At 41.3% G+C, this 22,656-nt stretch carries 17 protein-coding genes; 4 read left to right on the top strand and 13 right to left on the bottom strand.

Annotation, left to right across the window (positions count from 1 at the left end; all coding sequences use genetic code 11):
* Positions 1-98: 98 nt before the first annotated feature.
* From lon to tig, 4 genes are all read right to left on the bottom strand, one after another.
* The gene (gene lon, locus L6421_RS05620) at positions 99-2,519 is read right to left on the bottom strand and encodes an endopeptidase La (RefSeq protein ID WP_237264420.1); all 2,421 of its coding nucleotides are present in this window, start codon (positions 2,517-2,519) and stop codon (positions 99-101) included.
* Between the two features lie 91 nt (positions 2,520-2,610).
* Entirely contained in the window at positions 2,611-3,870 is a 1,260-nt protein-coding gene (gene clpX / locus L6421_RS05615) for an ATP-dependent Clp protease ATP-binding subunit ClpX (RefSeq protein WP_237264419.1), read from the bottom strand.
* An 11-nt stretch (positions 3,871-3,881) separates the two neighbouring features.
* Positions 3,882-4,481, bottom strand: a complete 600-nt coding sequence (clpP, locus tag L6421_RS05610; RefSeq protein ID WP_311195295.1) for an ATP-dependent Clp endopeptidase proteolytic subunit ClpP — start codon at positions 4,479-4,481, stop codon at positions 3,882-3,884.
* Between the two features lie 156 nt (positions 4,482-4,637).
* Entirely contained in the window at positions 4,638-5,951 is a 1,314-nt protein-coding gene (gene tig, locus L6421_RS05605) for a trigger factor (protein WP_237264417.1), read from the bottom strand.
* Positions 5,952-6,264: 313 nt separating this feature from the next.
* On the opposite strand from tig, the gene L6421_RS05600 reads away from it, so the two are divergent.
* Positions 6,265-6,468: a YgaP family membrane protein gene (locus L6421_RS05600; RefSeq protein WP_237264415.1), complete on the top strand. Its 204-nt coding sequence runs from the start codon at positions 6,265-6,267 to the stop codon at positions 6,466-6,468.
* 73 nt (positions 6,469-6,541) lie between these two features.
* On the opposite strand, the gene L6421_RS05595 is transcribed toward L6421_RS05600, so the two are convergent.
* The 6 genes from L6421_RS05595 to L6421_RS05570 form a co-directional block, all read right to left on the bottom strand.
* Positions 6,542-8,452 carry an ATP-binding cassette domain-containing protein gene (locus tag L6421_RS05595; protein WP_237264413.1) on the bottom strand — a complete coding sequence of 637 codons (1,911 nt, stop codon included), beginning with the start codon at positions 8,450-8,452 and terminating at the stop codon, positions 6,542-6,544.
* A 119-nt stretch (positions 8,453-8,571) separates the two neighbouring features.
* A complete protein-coding gene (gene lolD, locus L6421_RS05590; protein WP_237264411.1) occupies positions 8,572-9,288 on the bottom strand; it encodes a lipoprotein-releasing ABC transporter ATP-binding protein LolD in 717 nt (238 codons plus the stop codon).
* A complete protein-coding gene (locus tag L6421_RS05585; protein ID WP_237264409.1) occupies positions 9,281-10,531 on the bottom strand; it encodes a lipoprotein-releasing ABC transporter permease subunit in 1,251 nt (416 codons plus the stop codon). The genes lolD and L6421_RS05585 overlap by 8 nt, the downstream gene beginning before the upstream one ends.
* Positions 10,532-10,538: 7 nt before the next feature.
* Positions 10,539-11,234 (bottom strand): trimeric intracellular cation channel family protein, encoded by a 696-nt coding sequence (locus L6421_RS05580; protein WP_237264407.1) that lies wholly within the window; start codon positions 11,232-11,234, stop codon positions 10,539-10,541.
* 88 nt (positions 11,235-11,322) lie between these two features.
* Positions 11,323-12,639 carry an NAD(P)/FAD-dependent oxidoreductase gene (locus L6421_RS05575; RefSeq protein WP_237264405.1) on the bottom strand — a complete coding sequence of 439 codons (1,317 nt, stop codon included), beginning with the start codon at positions 12,637-12,639 and terminating at the stop codon, positions 11,323-11,325.
* 217 nt (positions 12,640-12,856) lie between these two features.
* Positions 12,857-14,035 carry an MMPL family transporter gene (locus L6421_RS05570; RefSeq protein ID WP_237264403.1) on the bottom strand — a complete coding sequence of 393 codons (1,179 nt, stop codon included), beginning with the start codon at positions 14,033-14,035 and terminating at the stop codon, positions 12,857-12,859.
* A 125-nt stretch (positions 14,036-14,160) separates the two neighbouring features.
* Here L6421_RS05570 and mfd point away from each other — a divergent pair, with 125 nt between their 5' ends.
* Together mfd and L6421_RS05560 are read left to right on the top strand one after the other, a co-directional pair.
* Positions 14,161-17,607: a transcription-repair coupling factor gene (mfd, locus tag L6421_RS05565; protein WP_237264401.1), complete on the top strand. Its 3,447-nt coding sequence runs from the start codon at positions 14,161-14,163 to the stop codon at positions 17,605-17,607.
* Between the two features lie 56 nt (positions 17,608-17,663).
* Positions 17,664-18,308 carry a CsiV family protein gene (locus tag L6421_RS05560; protein WP_237264399.1) on the top strand — a complete coding sequence of 215 codons (645 nt, stop codon included), beginning with the start codon at positions 17,664-17,666 and terminating at the stop codon, positions 18,306-18,308.
* 122 nt (positions 18,309-18,430) lie between these two features.
* On the opposite strand, the gene minC is transcribed toward L6421_RS05560, so the two are convergent.
* The 3 genes from minC to L6421_RS05545 form a co-directional block, all read right to left on the bottom strand.
* The gene (minC, locus tag L6421_RS05555; protein ID WP_237264397.1) at positions 18,431-19,162 is read right to left on the bottom strand and encodes a septum site-determining protein MinC; all 732 of its coding nucleotides are present in this window, start codon (positions 19,160-19,162) and stop codon (positions 18,431-18,433) included.
* Positions 19,163-19,251: 89 nt separating this feature from the next.
* Positions 19,252-19,896, bottom strand: a complete 645-nt coding sequence (locus L6421_RS05550) for a hypothetical protein (protein WP_237264394.1) — start codon at positions 19,894-19,896, stop codon at positions 19,252-19,254.
* Positions 19,897-20,027: 131 nt separating this feature from the next.
* Entirely contained in the window at positions 20,028-21,554 is a 1,527-nt protein-coding gene (locus L6421_RS05545; RefSeq protein ID WP_237264392.1) for a choice-of-anchor F family protein, read from the bottom strand.
* 257 nt (positions 21,555-21,811) lie between these two features.
* Between L6421_RS05545 and L6421_RS05540 the strand changes: the two genes are divergently transcribed.
* Positions 21,812-22,591: a response regulator transcription factor gene (locus L6421_RS05540; protein ID WP_237264390.1), complete on the top strand. Its 780-nt coding sequence runs from the start codon at positions 21,812-21,814 to the stop codon at positions 22,589-22,591.
* The last annotated feature ends 65 nt before the right edge of the window (positions 22,592-22,656 follow it).

The raw sequence follows: 22,656 nt of genomic DNA, 5'->3' as shown, positions 1-22,656 counted from the left end.
AGTTTTTTTAATGTATTTTTTTATCCACCACCTTTGGCTCATGCATTTATAGCAATCATCACCAAATGGTGTCAAGCAAAAAAACGTATATTTACCAATTAATGTCGATTTGACGCCTTTTGCGAGGTTTTTTGCGGCTTTTCATCAGTATAAGTTATACCCTCAGATAAGCTATCTATAGGCTTTGGCAGCTCTGTTAAAGCCAATTGCAAGACCTCATCGACCCACTGCACAGGATGAATATCCAGCTGACTTTTAACCTCATCTGGAACATCGGCCAAATCACGAACATTATCATGCGGAATCAATACGGTTTTAATTCCACCACGCAGAGCAGCCAACAACTTCTCTTTTAGACCGCCAATAGGTAAAACCTCACCACGTAACGTAATCTCCCCTGTCATTGCCACATCCGCTCTTACCGGAATCTTGGTTAAAACCGATGTAATGGCCGTACAGATTGCAATACCTGCACTTGGACCGTCCTTTTTGATCGCCCCTTCCGGAAAGTGAAGGTGCAAATCATTGGTTTCATAGAAATCATCGGCGAGACCTAAGGTTTTAGAACGGCTTCTAATCACACTCATAGCAGCTTGTACGGACTCTTGCATGACGCTACCCAATTGACCGGTACTAGACAATTTGCCCTTACCTGGCATCGCAGTCGCTTCTATACGCAATAAATCGCCACCTACTTTTGTCCACGCAAGACCTGAAACTTGACCAATACGGTTTTCTGAATCGGCCAGACCGACACGATAACGTGCCACACCTAAATACGACTCTAAATCTTGTACGGTCACGACAATCTTGTCGGCTGCTACTTCATTGGTTACCAATTTTTTAACGGCCTTACGACAGATCTTCGAAAGCTCACGAGCCAATAAGCGCACACCCGCTTCTCTCGTATAGGTCTGGATAATAGCTAAAATAGCCGACTCTTCAATTTCCAACTCATCCACTTTCAAACCGTGGTCTTTCAAAGCTCTTGGCAATAGATGCTGTTTAGCGATATTCAATTTCTCAGGTTCGGTATAACCTGAAAGGTTAATTACTTCCATACGGTCCAACAAGGCTTCAGGAATGTCCATCGAGTTTGAGGTGGCTACAAACATAACATCGGACAAATCATAATCCACTTCTAGATAGTGATCGTTAAAGGTGCTGTTTTGTTCTGGATCTAAAACCTCCAATAGAGCCGATGCCGGATCGCCACGCATATCACTCGACATCTTATCGATTTCATCAAGTAAAAACAGCGGGTTTTTAGTGCCTGCAGAATGCATCTTTTGAATGATTTTACCTGGTAAGGCACCAATATAAGTCTTACGGTGCCCTCTTATCTCCGCCTCGTCACGTACCCCACCTAACGACATGCGAACATATTTACGGTTAGTCGCCTCGGCGATAGAACGCGCCAATGACGTTTTACCCACACCAGGAGGCCCAACCAAACATAGAATAGGCCCTTTCATCTTGCCAACACGCTTTTGCACCGCCAGGTATTCGACAATACGCTCTTTAACCTTTTCCAGTCCATAATGCTGTGCATCTAGAATGGTTTGGGCTTTATTTAAGTCTTTAGAAACACGGCTACGTTTCTTCCAGGGAATATCCAACAACCAATCTAAATAGTTTCGGACCACCGTCGCCTCTGAAGATTGAGCCGGCATCATTTTGAGTTTTTTAAGCTCAGAATTCGCCTTGGTTTTAGCTGAATCAGTTAAGCCGGCTTTTTCAATACGCTGCTTGATTTCATCCAATTCATTAACCGCTTCTTCATCACCGCCAGATAACTCACTATGTATCGCTTTTATTTTTTCATTCAGATAATACTCACGCTGAGTTTTATCCATCTGTTTCTTAACACGACTGGTAATACGTCTTTCAGATTCGAGCATCTCAAGTTCGGTCTCGACCAATGCCAAAACGCGTTCCAATCTTTCGCTGGTCGAAGTAAGTTCAAGTAAAGACTGCTTCTCATCAACCGAAAGTTTTAGGTTGGACGAGATCAAATCCACCATACGGTCAGGATCGGTCTCCTTTTGCACAGACACTTTGACTTCGGAAGGTATTTTTTTCTTCAACTCGGCAAACAGCCCAAACCTTTCGCTTAACGCACGCATTAAAACAATCGTATCGGTTTCATTTTCCGGATTCGTTTCGATTTCACTGATATCACCAAGCAGGACATTCTCTTCTACATGTAAACTCGTCAATCTAAAACGCTGAACCCCTTCAACCAACACCTTGACAGTGCCATCAGGAAGTTTCAAAAGCTGCAAGATATTCGCCATCGTACCCACAGAATACAAATCCTCTAGGGTTGGCACATCCAACTCTGCGCTCTTTTGAGTCACTAAAAATATTTGTTTATCGCCTTGCATAGCTTCATTTAAAGCTTGTATTGATTTTTCTCTACCCACAAATAAAGGCATTACATTCCCAGGAAAAACCACCACATCCCTCAATGGCAATATCAGAACATTCATTTTCATACTTACTTGATCAATATCCATTTTCATCCCTTATCAGGTAATTTTTACCTTTAAAAAACCCAGCATAAAGCTGGGTCTAAAACATTAACTACAACAGGCTGTTTTAAACTTTTTACTCACTCGAAGCTTTTTTAGGTGTTTCATCCTTATATACAAGCAACGGTGACTTCTTGCCTTGTATCACTGCTTTATTAATAACGACCTTTTCTACATTTTTCAAGCTTGGCAAGTCATACATCGTATCAAGCAACAATTGCTCCAAAATCGAACGCAGACCACGAGCTCCCGTTTTTCTTTCAATCGCTAAATTGGCAATTTCAGATAAAGCATCTTTTCTAAACTGTAATTCAGCCCCTTCCAGCTCAAACATCTTCTGGAACTGCTTAACCAAGGCGTTTTTCGGCTCGGTCAAAATTTGAATCAACGCCTCTTCATCAAGCTCTTCAAGTGAAGCAATCATAGGAAGACGTCCGACAAATTCCGGAATCAAACCAAATTTGATTAAATCTTCAGGTTCAATCTTCTTGAACTTCTCAGTAACCGTTAACTGCTTGTCCTTAGTTTTGACTTCTGCAGAGAAACCGATGCCGATATTGGTCTCTGTACGCTGGTCAATAATCTTATCAAGGCCTTCAAAAGCTCCACCCACAATAAACAGGATCTTTGAAGTATCAACTTGAATCATATCTTGATTAGGGTGCTTACGCCCGCCTTGCGGTGGAACGGATGCCATAGTCCCTTCAACCAATTTCAATAATGCTTGCTGAACCCCTTCACCCGATACATCACGAGTGATGGATGGGTTTTCAGATTTACGGGTAATCTTGTCGATCTCATCGATATAGATAATACCGCGCTCTGCTTTTTCAGGGTCGTTATCACAACGCTGTAGCAATTTTAAAACAATGCTCTCAACATCTTCCCCAACATAACCCGCTTCTGTCAAAGTGGTTGCATCGGCAATGGCAAAAGGCACATCCAATAAACGTGCTAAAGTTTGCGCAAGTAATGTTTTACCTGAACCTGTCGGCCCAATTAACAGAATATTACTCTTGGTTAATTCAACATCATCTTTAACATGCGACTGCTGCAAACGCTTGTAGTGGTTGTAAACCGCAACCGAAAGCACTTTTTTAGCATTAAACTGACCAATGACATAATCATCCAGAATCGCACTGATTTCATGAGGTGTCGGCAAGTTCTCCAATTCAAACTGGCTGATATCTTCCTCACCAAACTCATCACGCAATATATCGTTACAAAGCTCAACACACTCGTCACAAATATAGACAGATGGACCTGCGATTAACTTTCTAACTTCATCTTGTCCTTTTCCACAAAAAGAACAATACAATGTCTTATCTTCACTCATATCTTACTGTCCTAACGATTTGTTAATACTTTATCGACCAAACCATAATCACAAGCTTGCTGGGCGCTCATGAAATTATCTCTATCAGTATCTCGTTCAATAGTTTTGATGTCCTGGCCGGTATGTTCGGCTAAGGCTGCATTCAGTTTATCTTTGATTTGCATGATTTCTTGAGCGTGAATCTGAATATCACTTGCTTGCCCTTGAAAACCGCCTAATGGCTGGTGAATCATTACACGTGAATTAGGCAAAGCAAAACGTTTACCTTTAGCACCGGCAGAAAGAAGGAATGAACCCATACTTGCCGCTTGACCAATACACATGGTGCTTACATCAGGCTTGATGAAACGCATCGTGTCATAAATTGCCATACCTGCAGTCACACTACCCCCAGGAGAATTGATATATAAATGAATATCTTTATCAGGATTCTCTGATTCCAAAAACAACAATTGGGCAACAATCAAGTTAGCCATATGGTCTTCTACCTGCCCAACTAAAAAGATAACGCGTTCTTTTAAAAGTCTAGAATAAATATCGTATGAACGCTCGCCACGACTAGTTTGTTCAACCACCATTGGCACGAGTGCATTGTGAATCATGTTATCCATATTCCGCTGTATTTCCTGTAGGTTCTATTTTCATTAAATTTGTAGTTTAGAGTATCTTAGCCTTTTCTGAGACAAAAAAAAACTTAACCCCAGGCACAAATAGTAATTTTATGCCCAGGGTTAAGTTTTTATGTCGCTACAGCTTTGTAAATTGGATTACGCAGGTGTATTGATAACTTCTTCAAAAGTTTTAGAAACTTCTTTTACTTTTGCTTCAGCAATGATTTTAGCAGCGACTTTACCTTCTACTAAAATGGCACGAATCTCAGAACGTGCACCTGGGTTTTGAGCATACCAGTTAACCACTTCTGAAGGGTCTTCATATGAAGAAGCTTGCTCAGTGATGTAGGCTTCAACTTCTTCGTTAGACGCTTCTAAGTTGTTTGCTTTGATGATATCACCCAAGACCAAACCTAACTTAACACGTTCTTTAGCTTCATCTTCAAAGTGAGCCGCTTCGATTTTAACATCTTCAGGTTTAACACCTTGCTGCTGCATGCTTTGAACAGCACGATCCATCAAGTTTTTAACTTCTTGATCGATTAAAGACTTAGGCAATTCAACATCAACGATGCTTTGTAATGCTTTCAATGCCGCAGCGCGGTTTTTGCTTTCAACTGCACGAGCCAGTTCTTTTTCCATGCTGTCTTTAATCTCTTTGATCAAAGAAGCTTCGGTACCATCTTCAACACCAAAAGACTTAACAAACTCTTCATCTACTTCAGGAAGCACTTTAGTTGATACTGAGTGAACAGTGATATCGAATACCGCTGTTTTACCTTTTAAAGAATCCGCATGGTAATCTTCAGGGAAAGTCACTTCAATCGCCTTCTCTTCACCTTTTTTCATACCGATAATGCCATCTTCAAAACCAGGGATCATGCGACCAGAACCAAGCTCTAAAGGAACGTTTTCAGCTGAACCGCCTTCAAACACTTCACCGTCGATTTTTCCTGTGAAATCGATGATAACCTGCTCACCCGCTTTGGCTTTTTTAGCTGCGCTCTTAGAAGGTTTCCAAGCCATACGCTGTTCACGTAGACGAGTAATCATGTTTTCAACATCTTTATCGGTTACTTCAGCTTTGATTGTTTCAAGCTTTACACCGCTAAATTCAGGTAACGTGATTTCAGGATAAACCTCAAAACGAGCAACAAAAGTCACTTCGCCGTCTTTATCATCAAGACTATCAAACATAGGGTAACCCGCTACCTGAATCCCTTCTTGTTCAGTTGCATCGTAAAATGCTTTTTGCAGTGCTTCGCCCATTACTTCCTGGTGAACCTGTGCACCGTGACGTTTTTTCACTACGCTTAAAGGTACTTTACCTGGACGGAAACCATCCATTTTTACCGTGCGACGAATTTCATTTAAACGCTTATCAACCGCTGAGTTTAGGTTCTCAGAAGGAAACGTTACCGTCATTTTGTGCTCAAGACCTTGTTCTGGCTTTTCTACAGTTACTTGCATTTTTAAATCTCAAAGTTCGATAGTTTCAATAGATTAATTAAAAAACACCCATAAACTTGGGAATCTAATAATCGTTAAAAATTTGAGACGGGATTATACGGGCTTCGAACGCATATTTAAAGTAAAACTGATAATTTCGAGTAAAAACAAGAAGAAAAGCGTTATTTAAAGTGGTTTTCTTGAGTAAATGTTAAAAACTGATAGAATTCTCAGCAAGACTAATTGATGCTAAAGTATTTTTTATGGGTATTCTGAAAATACTTTAAGTTAATATTCGAATTTAACTATTTAATTAAAGAATAAGGAATAACAAATGACAATTGAAAGAATGGTACTGCTTGTAGCTGGAACAATGGTTCTTTTAAGTACATTATTAAGTGTTTACCATGCAACAGAATGGCTATATCTAACTGGTTTTGTTGGCGCGAACCTGATGTTCTCAGCCATCACAGGTTTCTGCCCTATGGTTTTGATTTTACGTAAACTTGGTCTAAAACACGGGCCTGTTTTTCGTTAATTTTTAACGCCATCGCATCTTGGGATAACCGCTGCATACAAACCGTATACAAATTACTCCAAGATGCTAGAATTTACGACTCCAATTCAGCCTTAATATCCTCAATCAACCCTTCAAGTTCCAGCCAACGCATCTCAACCTCTTCAAGTTCCTGGCTGCAACCAGCCTGCAACTTTAAACACTCCGCGAGCTTTTGTTTATTGGCCGCATCATAAAGCGTTTCATCTTCCATCATTGCATGATAGTTCGCTAAATCCGCCTGTAACTGCTCCATACGTTTATCTAAGACTTTTATCTCTTTTTGATAAGGTTTTATCTTATCTTCCAACACCCTTCTTTGTTGGGCGTTTTGCTGACGCAATTCTTTTTTACTCTGACCAGGCCTGGTGACTTTATTTTCTAACTGAGTCTCCTTAATGGCTTTCAATTGTTGTTGAAGATAACCATCCAAATCACCTTGATATAAAGTCACCTTGCCTTGATGAACCCACCAATACTGGTCGGAAATACTCGCCAAAAGGTGCTTGTCATGGGTAACCAAAATCACCGCGCCGGCAAATTCCTGAATAGCCATATCCAAAGCATCGCGTGTTTCCATATCCAAATGGTTGGTAGGCTCATCCAAAATAATCAGATTGGGCTTTTGATAAACGATAATCGCCAAAGCCAAGCGTGCTTTTTCACCACCTGAAAACGCTTTTATCGGCTCTAAACACTGGGTATTGGAAAAGCCAAACTGCCCTAAGAAATCTCGGGATTCCTGATCTGAAGGGGCGTTTTCTTGAGCCAATATATGCTGTAAAGGACTTTGGTCAAAATTCAATGAATCAATCTGGTGCTGAGCAAAATAGCCGATTTTGACACCTTTACTAATAATAACCTTACCGGTTTGCGGCTTTAATTCACCCACCAATTGTTTTAATAGCGTGGTCTTACCGGAACCGTTCACCCCAACCAAGCCGATTCTATCGCCGGCACGCAACACCAAATCGACCGACTTCAATATGCTCTTATCACCATAAGCAAACGACAAATCCGTTATATTCATCATTGGGTCAGGCTGATGGTCTGGCGAAAGGAACTTGAAGATAAACGGATTCATTGCCTGTACCGCCGCAACCTGTTCCATACGCTCCAAAGCTTTGACACGGCTTTGCGCCTGCTTAGCCTTACTCGCCTTTGCTTTAAAACGTTCAATGAAACTTTTCAGATGCTGCATCTGCTGTTTTTGCTTATCGTGCAAAGCCTGCTGCTGCATCAACTGCTCATTTCTTTGGCGCTCAAACGCAGCAAAATTACCTGAATAATAGGTTATTTTTTGATCGTGTATATGGGCAATCCCTTGGACAACTTGATCTAAAAAATCCCTATCATGGGAGATAATCAACACCGCCCCTTCATAAGACTTCAACCACTGCTCCAACCAAGCAACCGCTTCAATGTCCAAGTGGTTAGTAGGCTCATCCAACAGCAGTAAATCAGCTCGTTGCATAAGCGCTCTAGCCAGCTTCAATCGTACCTGCCATCCCCCAGAGAATGCAGACAAATTCTTTTCAAAATCCGCATCGGAAAACCCCAAACCATACAGCAACTGTTTCGCTTTATTGGGAACGAGATAACCTGATATTTTATCTAGACCATCATAAGCCGAAACCAAAGCCTCATTGTCATTGGCTAGTTCAGCCTGCTTTACCCTCTCGGTACTTTCTGCATATAAAGAGTCGCCATAGGTCACATATTCAAGCGAATTGATATCTTTAGCTGAAACCTCTTGTTCAACACTGCCAATCAACCAATTTTGCGGTATCCCTACACTACCCGACTCGATGGGGACTTCATTGAGAATGGTTTTGAACAAGGTGGTTTTACCTACGCCATTTTGGCCAATCAAACCAATTTTTTGGCCAGGATGAACCGTTAAAGTAGCAGAATCTAAAAGCGGCTTAACGCCCGCTCTTATTGAAAGGTTTTGAAGTGTTAACACAGAATTCCATTAATCTATTAGAGTAAAAATTGAAAGGTGATTTTGAAGGTAAGCTTAGTTTACATTTCACTCACCCTATTGTAGCCGACCTGCTTAGCCAGACTATTTAGCAATCCGCTTTAAGATGAAATCAGATTGCCGTCCAATAACGTTACCTGTCGATCCATTTGTGCGGCCAGATTTCGATCATGAGTCACTATCAATAACGCTGTGCCAAGATCTGAATTCAATTTTAGCAGTAGTTCGAATACCTGATTGGCTGATAGGTAATCCAAATTCCCCGTCGGCTCATCCGCCAAAATACAGGCAGGGTTGGTAATCAACGCTCTTGCGATGGCCACTCGTTGGCGTTCACCACCAGACAACTCACTCGGCTTGTGCAAAGCCCTATCTGCAAGCCCAACCTTATCCAACAACCCTCTCGCTTTAGCCTCGGCCTCTTTAATGGAAACTCGTCTGATCTGTAAAGGCATCATGACATTTTCCAGTGCCGTTAATTCAGAAAAAAGATGATGGAACTGATAAACAAACCCCATGTACTGATTTCTCAACTTACCTCTTACAACATCGTTTTCTTCTGAAAACGATTGGTTATTCAAGGTCACAACACCACGAGTGGGAGAATCCAGCCCTGCCAAAAGGTGCAGCAAGGTGCTTTTACCCGAACCTGAAGCACCGACAATCGCAACTTTTTCACCCGCATTCAATTGAAAATCGATATCGCTAAAAACCTTGGTTTCGATTTCAGCTTCTTTATACGTTTTTTCTAAACCGATGGCTTCTAGAACCACTGGTTTCAATGCCTCATTCAATGTTTTATTCATTTCATCACTCATAACGTAACGCCTCCGCCGGATTAACTTTTGAGGCTTTTCTTGCAGGATAAAGTGTCGCAAGCAACGTTAATAAGAAAGCCAAACCGGTAATATACCAAACATCTGACCAAACTAATTTTGATGGCACCGAGCTGATGTAATACACATCAGGTGGAAAGAATTTAAAACCAAGTAGCTGTTCAATAAAAGGGACAATGACATCTATATTGAGAGCCAAACTTAATCCGCCAATCAAACCGAGAATGACTCCAAGCATACCAATAACCAAACCTTGAATAATAAATACCAGCTGGATGCTCATTGGAGTTGCACCGATGGTCCTTAATACGGCAATATCACTCTGCTTATCCGTTACCACCATCACCATAGTCGAGACAATATTGAATGCCGCAACCATAATGATTAAGGTTAACACGATGAACATCATGCGTTTTTCCATCTCAATCGCTTTGAAAAAATTACTGTGTTGTTGACGCCAATCACGCATATATAGAATCCTGCCAACCACATGAGCCAATTCGCTTTTAACCTCACCCACGTTAAACAAGTCATCCAGTTTCAATTGTAAAGCACCAACAGAATCACCATATTTAAAGACTTTTTTAGCATCATCAATATGAACCAGCGCCAGACCGCTATCATATTCATGCATACCAGCCTCAAAAATACCAGTTACGGTAAAACGCTTAATCCTTGGCACAACCCCCACTGGTGACACACTCCCCTGAGGGGCAATCAGCGTTACCTTATCGCCAATTGATACCCCTAGACTTAAGGCCAATTCACTTCCCAAAATAATATGATATTGTTTGGGTTGTAAATCAGAAAGCGAGCCAAACAGCATTTTGCCACCGATATCAGCCACCTGCCCCTCAAATTCAGGCAATATCCCTCTAATGCCGACGCCATTGACTTTATTGCCACTGGTTAACATCCCCTGTTCCATTATATTAGGGGCCGCACCAACTACATGAGGTTGATTAATCACTTGGTTATACAAGGTTTGCCAATCATCCAAACGATCGGTTCGTTCATTGATGGTCATATGTGCGGTCATACCTAAAATACGATCACGCAACTCCTCCTGAAAGCCGTTCATAATAGAGAGCACGGTTATTAAAGCGGTGACACCTAAAGCGATACCAATCATCGACGACAAGGAGATAAATGAGATAAAACCATTGCGTCGCTTCGCCCTTGTGTAACGTAAACCTAATAAAAGTTCATATGGAAGTTTGATCATAGTTAGCCTATTTTTTAGCCTTATGTTTTTTTTGACTGGATTTATGGCTTTTCTTAACCACTTTGGAAGGCGATTGTATCTCAGGGGCCTTATAGGAGATAAACACCGGTAATTCTATGTTGTACATGATTGCCCAAACACGCATCAACAAGGTAATCACGATTGAGACGATCACCGCAGTATCGATTGCAAAACCAATCTGTTCCATAAGTAAAAAGATACTGGCTCCGGTAAATGAGGCCGTAGCGTAAATCTCTTTTCGGAACACCAGAGGCACCTCACCCACCAATACATCACGAATGATACCGCCAACAACCCCGGTCATGATTCCCGTCATAATGGCAATCGGATCAGAAAAACCCAACGCCATGGCTTTTTGCGTGCCAATCACGGTAAACACCGCCAAACCCAAGGCATCTAAAAACAGTAATAGCTTAACGGGAAGACGCTTAAACCGAGCAAAAAAGAACAGAAAAAGTGCAGAAATAACAACGATATAGATATAAATATCTTGCTGAGTCCAGAACACTGGGACATCAATAATCAGGTCGCGTAATGTACCACCACCAATAGCCGTAACCATTGCGATAACAATCGCCCCGAAAAGGTCTAACTGTTTTCTGCGGGCAGCCAAAAGCCCAGTAATGGCGAATACCACCGTACCGAGTAAATCTAGATAATGAAGAGTGAATGCAAGCGTCATAGCTTGCGTATTATAAACGAGGGCAAAAAAAAACGCCCTGCTAATTGAGGGCGTTTTTTACTATGAATGCTTAAGTATTATTTATACTTTATTTATCTGATTTCAGACGAGTAATACCTAGCATTTTCATGATGTATTTCTGATAAATCGGTTCTGAATTACCTGATTTCATATTACGGATGAAGTATTTTTCAAAGGCAATCTTCGCCAAGTGAACCCACTTACCTTTCTTCGCCCAAGTTAAGTTACGAGGAGGAATCTGTGGTAAAGCAACGAAAGCTGCACCAGAATCCCCCATATCCGCTAGACACACGGTGTTCCAAGTTGGAATTTCATGCGGTTCTTTACCTTCCAGGTTAGCTTCAATGTTATGACAAATCGCTGTAACCATCGACTCAATCATCAAACCGGTTTTTGGTGTACCACATGGAACTGGACATTTAGTATCAACAGGAGGAATCGCAATCCCTACACCTAAAGCATAAATATTGTGATAAGTCGGGTTACGGCTAAATTGGTCAACCTTCACAAATCCACGAGGGTTAACTAATGGACCACCCATTTTTTCAGGATCCGCATCAACCATTTCTTGAAGGAACTTAGAACCTTTGAACGCAGGCAACATCATTGCATATTTAAATGGTAATTCGTGTGAATTGATGACTTCACCTTGGTTGTTATGCTCATCAACATACATAATGCCAGCTTCGATTTTTGTCGTCTTCGCATTACAAATCCAATCAATATGACGGTTGCGCATTTCTGATTCCATCAAACCTTTAGAATCACCCACACCACCTAAACCTAAGTGACCGATGTAAGGTTCGGCCGTTACAAATGTCATTGGAACCTGGCTACGGATCTTACGCTTACGTAAATCCGTTTCCATAATCATGGCAAACTCATATGCAGGACCGAAACAAGAGGCACCCTGAACCGCACCGATAATAATCGGACCTGGATCTTTACAGAACTCTTCCCATTGCTCATAAGCTTCAACAGCATGTGGAGTAGTACAAACAGAAACCGTGTTACCACCATGGCTCTTAGGGCCAAAACCTTCAACTTCATCAAAGGCAAGTGCTGGACCAGTAGAAAGGATCAGATAGTCATAATCCATTACCGTACCGTCATCTAAAGTGATATTGTTGTTTTCTGGGTCTAAACCAACACAAGTCTGGTTGTAGAATTCAATACCTTTACGCGTTAAATAAGGTTCCAGTTTGAAAGAGATATCTTCCGCCTTTCTCCAACCCACTGCTACCCAAGGGTTAGAAGGAACAAAACTGAACTCATCAACTGCGTTTACTACCTTTACTGTGTGACCCTTATCTAAATGCTTACGAATATCGTAAGACATCGGTAAACCACCGGTACTTGAACCAACTACAACAACTGTTGCCATGTTTATGCCTCATCTTATTATTTTTAATGAAAAACCATTTTCAACACTTATGAAAACGACCTCCTCGCCTCACAAACATTGAGTTTATGAGGCATCTTGAACTAAATCAACCATAAAAGAAAATAAAATTTATCAATGGCAAATCAACAAAGTTAATAACCTGATAACATTTTCTAGTTGCATCAAATACTTATCACCTATAGATTCCAACTTATTATTAATTTCTTTTTGTCATTAAAATAGCAGGAAGCACTGTCAATATGAGAATCGTGGCGATAACCAGGGCTAACATGGTCAATAGACTGGCCTGATATACCATTTGGTTTTCACTGAACAATAAAACCGCCAAACCTGAAAACAATACCCAAGAGGTGATCCAAATAGGTCGACCGACACTTGCCATTGCAAAAACAACCGCTGACTTCGGTTCTGAAAAAACGGTATATTTTGCACGGGCGTAACGTGAGAAAAAGTGAATCCCATCATCGACAATCAACCCTAATGGCACCATCCATAACAAAAAAGCCCATTGAGAGTCACCACAGAACCAAGTGAACAGTGTCATCGCTGTAAGTAAGGCGAGCAAATTAACCCACACATTTAGCAAAGCTAACCCCAGACTTTTCCAAAACCACCAAAACAGCACTACAAACAAAACCATCAACCACATGAACTGTTCAAGTCCCTGCAAGACATTCCAATTCAAACCGATTAGAACAACCCCTAAAAGCAAGCTTATCGCAACAAAGCCTTTTCTATATAAGGTATTTTTCTCAAGCCATTTCGCCAAAAAGGTCAAGCCGTGCCTATCTGCTGGATTCCCCACCCTAAACTCCAACAACCAGTTTAAAAGCATCATCGGCAACCAACTGATACTCATTAAAAAACTAAAACTCACACCAATCACAACCAACCATGCCAAGCTCATGTACTGAGGATCCATCCATGCAGCAAACACAAACCCTAGCGCAGTCGTTAGATTGGATAAAAAGATCGGTGATGCATTCAATTTCAAAGCTTCCGCAACGGCATCATATTGAAACAACCCCCTGGCCATCTCTCGCAACAAGGTACTTAGAATATGGACCAAGTTACTGCTTAACAATGTCATTAGAACCACCAAACCCAAAAGTGATTGCTGAGTTAAGCCATACCCCAACCAACCTAAAGATCCAAACGTCATCAAGGCAATATAAACACTTAGCCCTAATTGTAAAACCGCTACCTTAGGTGACTCCAACAAATATCCCACAACGGCACTCATTACAACCAAGCTCGCTGCAAACAAAAGCATTTCCGGCAACACCATTGAAAAATCTAAATTAAAGATTCCAAGCAAACTTAACGCACTGATTACACCCCAAACAGCAAGTAATTTTGATTTGTTATGAGCCATTATCTGCACCCAAGAAAAAGCCCAATTCCCCACATTTACCTCACAGTTAATAATTTAGTCAGTTTTAAAAGTACCAGTAGTTTAAAATATTGGGCTAAATTTTTGACAAAGAATCGACTATAAGCATGAAAAAACTTGCGTCATTACTCTCGCCAGAACAAATCACCCTTAAAGGCCACCGTTCATTTTGGGCACCTCTAACCCAATCTGAAAGCGCTTTGGCAATTGCTAATAGAATTCAAACGTCACCAGGCCTGGTGATTATTCTTACTGAAAACTCACAAATGGCCAACCAGCTCCAAGAAAACTTGGCGTTTTTTCTTGCGAACTCTACTGAAATCCTAACCTTTCCTGAGTGGGAAACCCTGCCCTATGACCAATTCTCACCGCATCAAGACATTGTTTCAGAACGACTAAAAACGCTTTATCGTCTACCCAGTATTGATCATGGTGTCTTGATTGTGCCCATCGCCACTTTCATGCAAAAAGTGGTACCGCATGATTACATTCAACAGTTTACTTTTATGCTTAAAACCGGCGACACGGTAGATGTAGAAAAATTCAGCCAGCAGCTTGAATCAGGAAGCTATCAAAGAGTCGGTCAAGTATACGAGCATGGTGAATTTGCAGTCAGAGGAGCGATTATCGACCTATTCCCGATGGGTAGTAAAACCCCATTCAGAATAGACTTGTTTGATGATGAAGTGGAATCCATCCGTAGTTTTGATCCAGAAACCCAGCGCTCTATTGAACAGATAGAAAAGATTGAATTACTACCTGCAAAGGAGTTTAACTTCACCAAGCAAGGAATTGATTTATTTAGAAATAAATTCAAAGACTATTTTGGTGATGAGGCACGAAAAGCGCAAGTTTATAAAAGCGTTACCGAGGCGCAAAACATTGGCGGTCTAGAGTATTACCTACCCTTATTTCATGAAGAACTGACCAGCCTGTTTCACTATCTGCCCGAAAATAGTCTTTTTTTCGATTTTGGCAATACCGAACAAACTCTTGATCAAACATTGATGGATTACAGTGAACGTTATGAAATTGGCCAACATAATCCAGACTTTCCGTTACTCAAGCCGGCCGAAATTTTATTACAGCCAAACCAGTTCTTAACGGAATTAAAGCAACATCATAGAATCACTCTGGAAACGGTTTGTTCGGAAAAAACCACGGCCATATTTGACACCCAACCTCTACCGGACTTAGGTGTCCAATCCAACAGTGAATATCCGCTAGCCAAACTCAACGCCTTCCTAGACCTCTATAAACACAAGGTCATATACAGTGCCGAAACCACCGGTCGTCGTGAAACCTTACTCACCCTGCTTGGGAAATATCAACAACACCCTCAAATTGTCGGAACCTGGCAGGAAGCGATCAAATCCAATCAGCCATACTGCATTGTCGTTAGTCCGTTAGAGACGTCAATCCATACCGAGCAATTCAGTGTAATCTCTGAAACCCAAATTTTTGGGCAAACCGTCGTTCAGAAGCGTCGCCGTAAGCGTAAACACGATGACTTCAATACCGCTGTCAGTAACTTGATAGAACTCGACTTAGGCAGTCCAATCGTACACATCGACCACGGTGTTGGTCGCTATCTAGGTCTGGAAACTCTAGAAATCCAAGGCGATAAAAAAGAGTTCTTGATGATCGAATACGCAGGTGATGCAAAACTCTACGTTCCAGTTTCATCGCTACACCTAATCAGCCGTTATACCGGTGCCACTCCAGAAACTGCACCTCTGCACCGTTTAGGCAGCGATAAATGGGAAAAGGCCAAACGTAAGGCCGCAGAAAAAGTCCGCGATGTAGCTGCAGAGTTATTGGATGTTTACGCACAACGTGCCGCCAGACCCGGTTACGCCTTTAAAACACCCGAGGAAGCTTACCAACGCTTTGCCTCCAGCTTTCCATTTGAAGAAACCCCCGATCAACAACAAGCGATAGAAGCCGTTATCGAAGATATGCATTCGGAACTTCCGATGGATCGACTGGTTTGCGGTGATGTTGGTTTCGGTAAAACCGAAGTCGCCATGCGTGCGGCTTTTATTGCCGCCTACGATGGTAAACAAGTCGCCATGCTTGTGCCAACTACCCTATTGGCGCATCAGCACCTGGAAAATTTCAGAAGCCGTTTTTCGGATTGGCCGGTACGTATTGAAGTGCTGTCACGTTTTCAAACGCCAAAACAGCAAAAAACTACTTTAGAAGACCTTAAGGCCGGCAAAGTCGACATCATTATCGGCACCCACAAATTGATTCAAAAGAATGTCGATTACAAACATCTGGGGTTAATCATCATTGATGAAGAGCATCGTTTCGGGGTCAGGCAAAAAGAGCAACTTAAAAAGATGCGCACCGAAGTGGATGTCTTAACCATGACCGCCACACCAATCCCACGAACGCTGAATATGGCCATGAATGACCTTAGAGACCTATCCATTATCGCCACTGCGCCCGCCAAACGCCTTGCGGTACAAACCTTCGTGCAGGAATGGAATGACGATGTGGTCAGAGAGGCATCCCTGCGTGAAATTCGTCGAGGCGGCCAGGTTTACATTCTTTATAATCAAGTCGATAAGATTGAAAAGATGGTTGAACATATCGAGGCACTGATTCCCGAAGCCAAGGTGACTTACGCCCACGGGCAAATGCACGAACGTGAACTGGAAGCGGTGATGGAAAATTTCTATCATCGCCGTTATAACATCCTAGTTTGCACCACTATCATTGAGACCGGTATCGACATTCCTACCGCCAACACCATCCTCATCCATCGTGCCGATAAATTCGGTTTAGCTCAGCTACACCAGCTACGAGGCCGTGTCGGACGTTCACATCACAAAGCTTACGCTTATATGTTTACCGCTGGAAAATCGATGTTGACCAAGGACGCCGAAAAACGCCTCACTGCGATAGCCAAACACGATACCTTAGGAGCGGGCTTTATGCTTGCCAGTCATGATTTGGAAATCCGCGGTGCGGGTGAACTTTTAGGTGATGGGCAATCAGGACAGATTCAGGAGATTGGATTTGGCTTGTACAGTGAACTGCTTGAACGTGCCGTTAAAGCTCTCAAGTCGGGCAAACAACCTGAACTCAATACCGCATTACATAGTAGTAGCGAAGTTGATTTGGGGGTAACCGCCTTGATTCCCGAAGACTATTTGCCCGATGTGCACACCCGTTTGGTTTTCTACAAACGCATTGCCAGCGCTCACAGCAAAGCCGACCTACGTGAACTGGAAGTAGAGATGATTGATCGCTTTGGTTTACTGCCTGACCCGGTTAAACAATTGTTTGCAGTGACCCGGATTAAACTGCTCATCGAACCGATTGGCATCACCAAGCTTGATGCTGGGGAATCGATGATTCGCATTCAGTTCAATAATGAACCAAACATTGACCCAATGAAGCTGATTAAGTTAATTCAATCACAACCTAAGCAATTTCAACTAAAAGGGCAAACGGAACTGAGCTTTTTCGATACAATGCCCACTATTGAACAAAGAATATCGGCGATTGAACTGGTTATTCGCAGCATTGCAACCACCGAGTGAACTGACCGACCCATTGTTGAAAACGCAATTTCAGAGTAATTTTTACGAGCCAAAATATGCAAATATTAACACGTTTATTTTTATTAAAAACTCGCCTTATATTGATTTTAGCTTTTGCTAATCTAGCATTACTATCAACACAATCGCAGGCACAAGCACCCTCTTATACGATTGAAGTGATTGTGTTTGAACACTTGAGTTTAAAAGGATGGACAGAGGAATATTGGCCAGATGACATTCAACTGCCAAGCACTCGAGGAAGTACATCGGTTTTCACTCGTAATCAAAAACCACTATGGATCGACCGACGTAATCAAACCTTAGCGGGAACCGAAAACCAGCTTAATAAAAAAGGTTATCGTGTTTTATTTCACCAGGCCTGGTCACAAATGGCTTATGCCAATAAAAATGCCCCGACCGTTCTGATTGAGAACGACCAAAAAGTAGGTTCAAACTTAATCGGCACGGTACGTTTATACAAAACTCGTTTTGCCCATGTAGACTTCGACTTAGAGTTTGAGCGCCGTATTCCGACAAAAATTATGGATGAATTTGCCCAAAACCAAAATTTATCTAATGGGGAGCACCCTACCCATTGGCGTTTTAACCTAAAAGAGTCACGAAAAATCAAACCGGGTGAACTACATTACATCGACCACCCATTATTTGGCATCTTGGTTAAGGTTGAGCCGAATGAATAAAACCCATCCGGCCTGGTAATCAAGCAACACATATAAAAAAAACCGTTTAATCTTCTGACTAAACGGTTTTTTTTATAACTGATAGAACCAACGGTTAACCCTTTGCTAGGTTACAGCTCAATCTACTCTAAACGGTATTCGAATCGCTGTGCTTCAAACTTCACTTTGACAGCCAAGCCCAGGTATTTAGTTGGGATGTCTTCATACAATTGATAGAAACCTGCAATACTGATCAACTGAGGTTCAAATGAAGTCGCTCGCACACTGATTTCGTCCACATTCATTAAGCCGGAATTTCCAGCATACGCTTTGCCCATCAGGCTTCCGCCAATGTAGATATTTCCATCCGCAATCACTTCAGCATCAACGGCAACATCACCTAAAACGACCAAGTCGTTATGTTCAGCGTAGATTTGTTCGCCACTGGTGATGCTACGGTGCAAAATGACGGGCATTTTTTTCTCGGACGGTTTGGGACTGACATTCTGTTCTGCAATCGGAGTTTTAACCTGCTGCTGTAACAAAACGGCATCAAACAGTTCTAATTGATTCAATTTCTCACTAAACACTGCCAGCCCAGCATACTTAGCCTGTTGGATAATGCCATCCAACTCTGTCTTAAGGCCAATAGGTAAAAAACCATGCTGTCGAAAACACTCCAATGATTGGGCTAAAAAAGTTGGCTCGGTAAACTCATTGTCAATTGCGAGAATACAAGGTACAGCAATGCTTTCATCAGAGTCACTTAATGCAAATTGCTCAAGCTCTTGTTTTAATTCTGCAACATCACATTGCGATAGTTGAATAACAGGAAGGGAAAAATCGGTTTTCTGGATATGAATATTTGCCGCCATAACTAATCCAAATTGAAGAGTGCTAGGAGTCTACAAGACACACAAAACTCTGTCAATCTGGAAAAGAATCGGCAATGGATACTTTAATATTACAGCTTCAACCTTTCAGGAGGTTTCTCCCTTCTATCTTGCTGTTTACGCCTTGGTTCTTTATTATGCCTGCGTTCCTCTTTAGCTTCGCGCCATTCATGGGCATGAGCATGTCTTCTATCACGCTCTCCCTTTCTGCGATCGTATTGATTACGAGCCTGTCGACTGAGTTGCACACGGAAGGTAAACAACATAAACAATAACAAGGTCGTTGCCACCATACATAAACGCCCAATACAATCATGAGCACAGTAAAAGTAGTCCGCATCAAACATGGTTAAATACACTACAAAATCAATTCGTATCGAGTTTATAACAACTAGATAGAAATACCCCTCAAGCAACCAAATCAATCTACTCAACCAAACGGTTGGGTAAGCTAATATCGCCACACCGAACAGTAAATAGGCGGCTAGACCATTACAGCCATCCAAAATCCAGATATTGAATCCATGGTCCAAATAAACGGTGTTTCCAACCATCTTGACGGGAATATCAAAACCATCAATCCATAAATGGGTGAGGTAAATGGTTAAATCCGTTTGCCAGGTTTGCACAAAATAAAGAGGAGAAATGGATTCAATAAAAAACAGAGCGAATAGCAGTACTAACCATAGAACATAGCGAACTACAAACCACAACACTTAAAGAGACCTCTTTTTTAATAAGAAAAGCATAAAAAAACCCTTACAGCTGTAATAACAATTTGTAAGGGTTTCATATTAGGTGGACTTAAAAACGTCTTGAACAACGCTTTTAATTGCTTATCGCACGATTATTTAGACATTTTGTTTCTAACAATCCAGCCACCTAAACCTAGGAAAACCAACAATAGCGCAACAAATCCATACTGACTCACAAAGCTCGCTGAACCACCAGAAGAAGTTGTCGTTGTTCCACCAGTAGCACTCGCATAAGCACTTAAATCTGTTGGTGCATCACCCCATGTCACTGCAGTTGTATCAGTTGAAACAACAGGAATCATGCGAATGGTAAAGTTATTGTAGCTACTCTGTGTAACAATGGTGTTCACATCACCAACTTCAACCATATAACTTAAACCTAGGTTCAATAAATCTTCAATGACACCTACACTATATAAACTATTGTCTGCCCATTGTGTAAGTGTTGCATCTGGCACAGGAGCAAAACTCTGGGCTTGTCCATATAACCATTGGCCATTATTCCAGAAAGCAACCAGAACAGCATCTGTTGTCGGGTCATTGTCATCATCATAAAAGACCCCGCTAGGAGCGACATTACTTGGGATCCAATCACCAAACAAGCTTGTATAATTACTAGCTAACACACCAGATGACTCAAGAAGACCGGCATCTGTTAACGTTACAGGATAGTTTGCCGTAGCATTACTAAAGAATCCGTCATTAGGGTGCTTTGGAGGATCTGCAGGACCAAATAGACCTGCTGAAAATGTTGCTAAATCACCTGATGACCAAAAATCAGAACCATCACCTGCTCCTACTGAAAGGTGTAGCTGATCTGTTAAAGTCGTATTAGTGGTATCAATTTTTGCAAAGTTATTCCCTACACCAAAACCTAGCTCAATCTTATAACCCGCTAATCTTGACCCCGTATAGTTGTTTAATTTCTGCAATACCGAATAACGACGCAGTGCCGTTTCAGCAGTCGATGTGGCACCTGTATCCAAGTTAAAAACAATATCAATCGCATTATTTACTGTACCATCGGCATCATCGATTGATGTTGGTAATGCACTTACTTTGAAACGTTTATGAGTCTGAAAAGGGCTGTCGCAAAGTGTTGGGTTGGGATTAGCAGAATCTAAATACCCATCATCTGGAGTCGGACCTGAATAATTTGAGTCCTCCGAAAACTTATGATAAGAAGTACTTAAAATACAACTATTAGGACGCCCATTACTTTGGTCCTCAATGGCATCTGTTGTAATAACCCTGACGCCTGCTGGCTCACCAACTGGCCAATCCTTACCTGTTAGTCTACCCATTACAGTCCCTGCTGGGCCATCCATAACCTCACTGACAAAACTCTCTCCGTAAGTCATTGCCGTGTAAGAACCTGTAATAGAATCAAAACTCTTGCCTACAACATCTGTTTGCTTAGTTTCAGCATCAACAATTCTTACATTGACATTGCCATAATCCCAACCACCAAAACCATTTTTGTACTCATCAGCACCAGTTAAAATAGGACTAGGCAAACCTTGCTGAACACCGATAATCTGACCAGAATACACTGGAACACTAACAACCAAAAGTGCCGCACTTAGTGCACTACGTTTAAAAATCTTATTCAAATTCATAATTTCCTCTGACCTCTCTAAGGTTTGTTTTTATTTTTTAAATCTTTTAAGTATAAATATATATATAAATATATTTACTTTTCTATAATGTTTACTATATATGGATACGTAATAGTATTCATCACCCTTTTTGGTGATAATTGTATTTATTTAATGGGCAACTATAACAAAACTTGATTGAGAACAACTTGGCAATTTATTTTTCTGCGAAGCTTTTCCGCATCCAGAATAAGCACACACTCAGCAAAGGGCAAAAAATGCAAGATGTTACCGATATTGACATGCTACAACAAACCATCAATATTCAATCCTGCCTAATGGCCGGCCACAGTATTGAGGCTATTTTTCGTAATGAATCACATTATATATTCGAAGAGTCTGGCGCGGACATGGGCGGATTATGTATCCTCCAAAAAGACAGCCTGCAACTTGAATTCATTCTCGAGAAATCCAATATCTTTCACGGATTGTTAAAACGCTATCACCTACAAAGCCATACACTGGTTCTGGACACCCTTAAAAAGAAAAATGCTAAAGCCTTCACTGCAGGAGAAGAATACACTGTAACAGATTCCATTGAAGACCTTTTAATCGATTCTATTTCAAAACAGAAAATCAAGCATTTTGAAGAGAGTCACGCTTTTAATCATATGGTCGTTTTTCCTCTTTTTTCGTTTGAACAGCAAATTATTGGCTGCATATTTTTTGGTTTCTTGGGAGCAAGCCAACCCGAAATTGAAAAACTGACTAAAATAAAAAAAATGATAGAGACGGTTATCCGCCCTTTTCATGATGAGAAAACCCGGATGTTTCAGGGAAAATGCATTCAGATCAATAATGACATCCCTTTATTGACCGCCAAAGAAAAACACATATTAAAAAAACTGCTGGCCGCCAAATCTTATAGTGATATCGCTAAAGAGATGCATATCAGTGTTAACACGGTTAAAACGCATGTTAAGCATATCTATGCTAAATATGAAGTTAATTCAAAATTAGAACTCGCCAATAAAGTAAATGCTGGATTACTTTCCTAAAACTTCGTTATCAACTTCCAAAACAAAAAGCCAATCTAACTTGTGGTTAGACTGGCTTAATGTTG

Origin of the sequence: Thiomicrorhabdus immobilis (assembly GCF_021654855.1) — a bacterium.
In the GTDB taxonomy this organism is placed as follows: domain Bacteria; phylum Pseudomonadota; class Gammaproteobacteria; order Thiomicrospirales; family Thiomicrospiraceae; genus Thiomicrorhabdus; species Thiomicrorhabdus immobilis.
The sequence above is the reverse complement of the archived record's forward strand: the minus strand, read 5'-3'. Positions and strand labels throughout refer to the sequence as shown.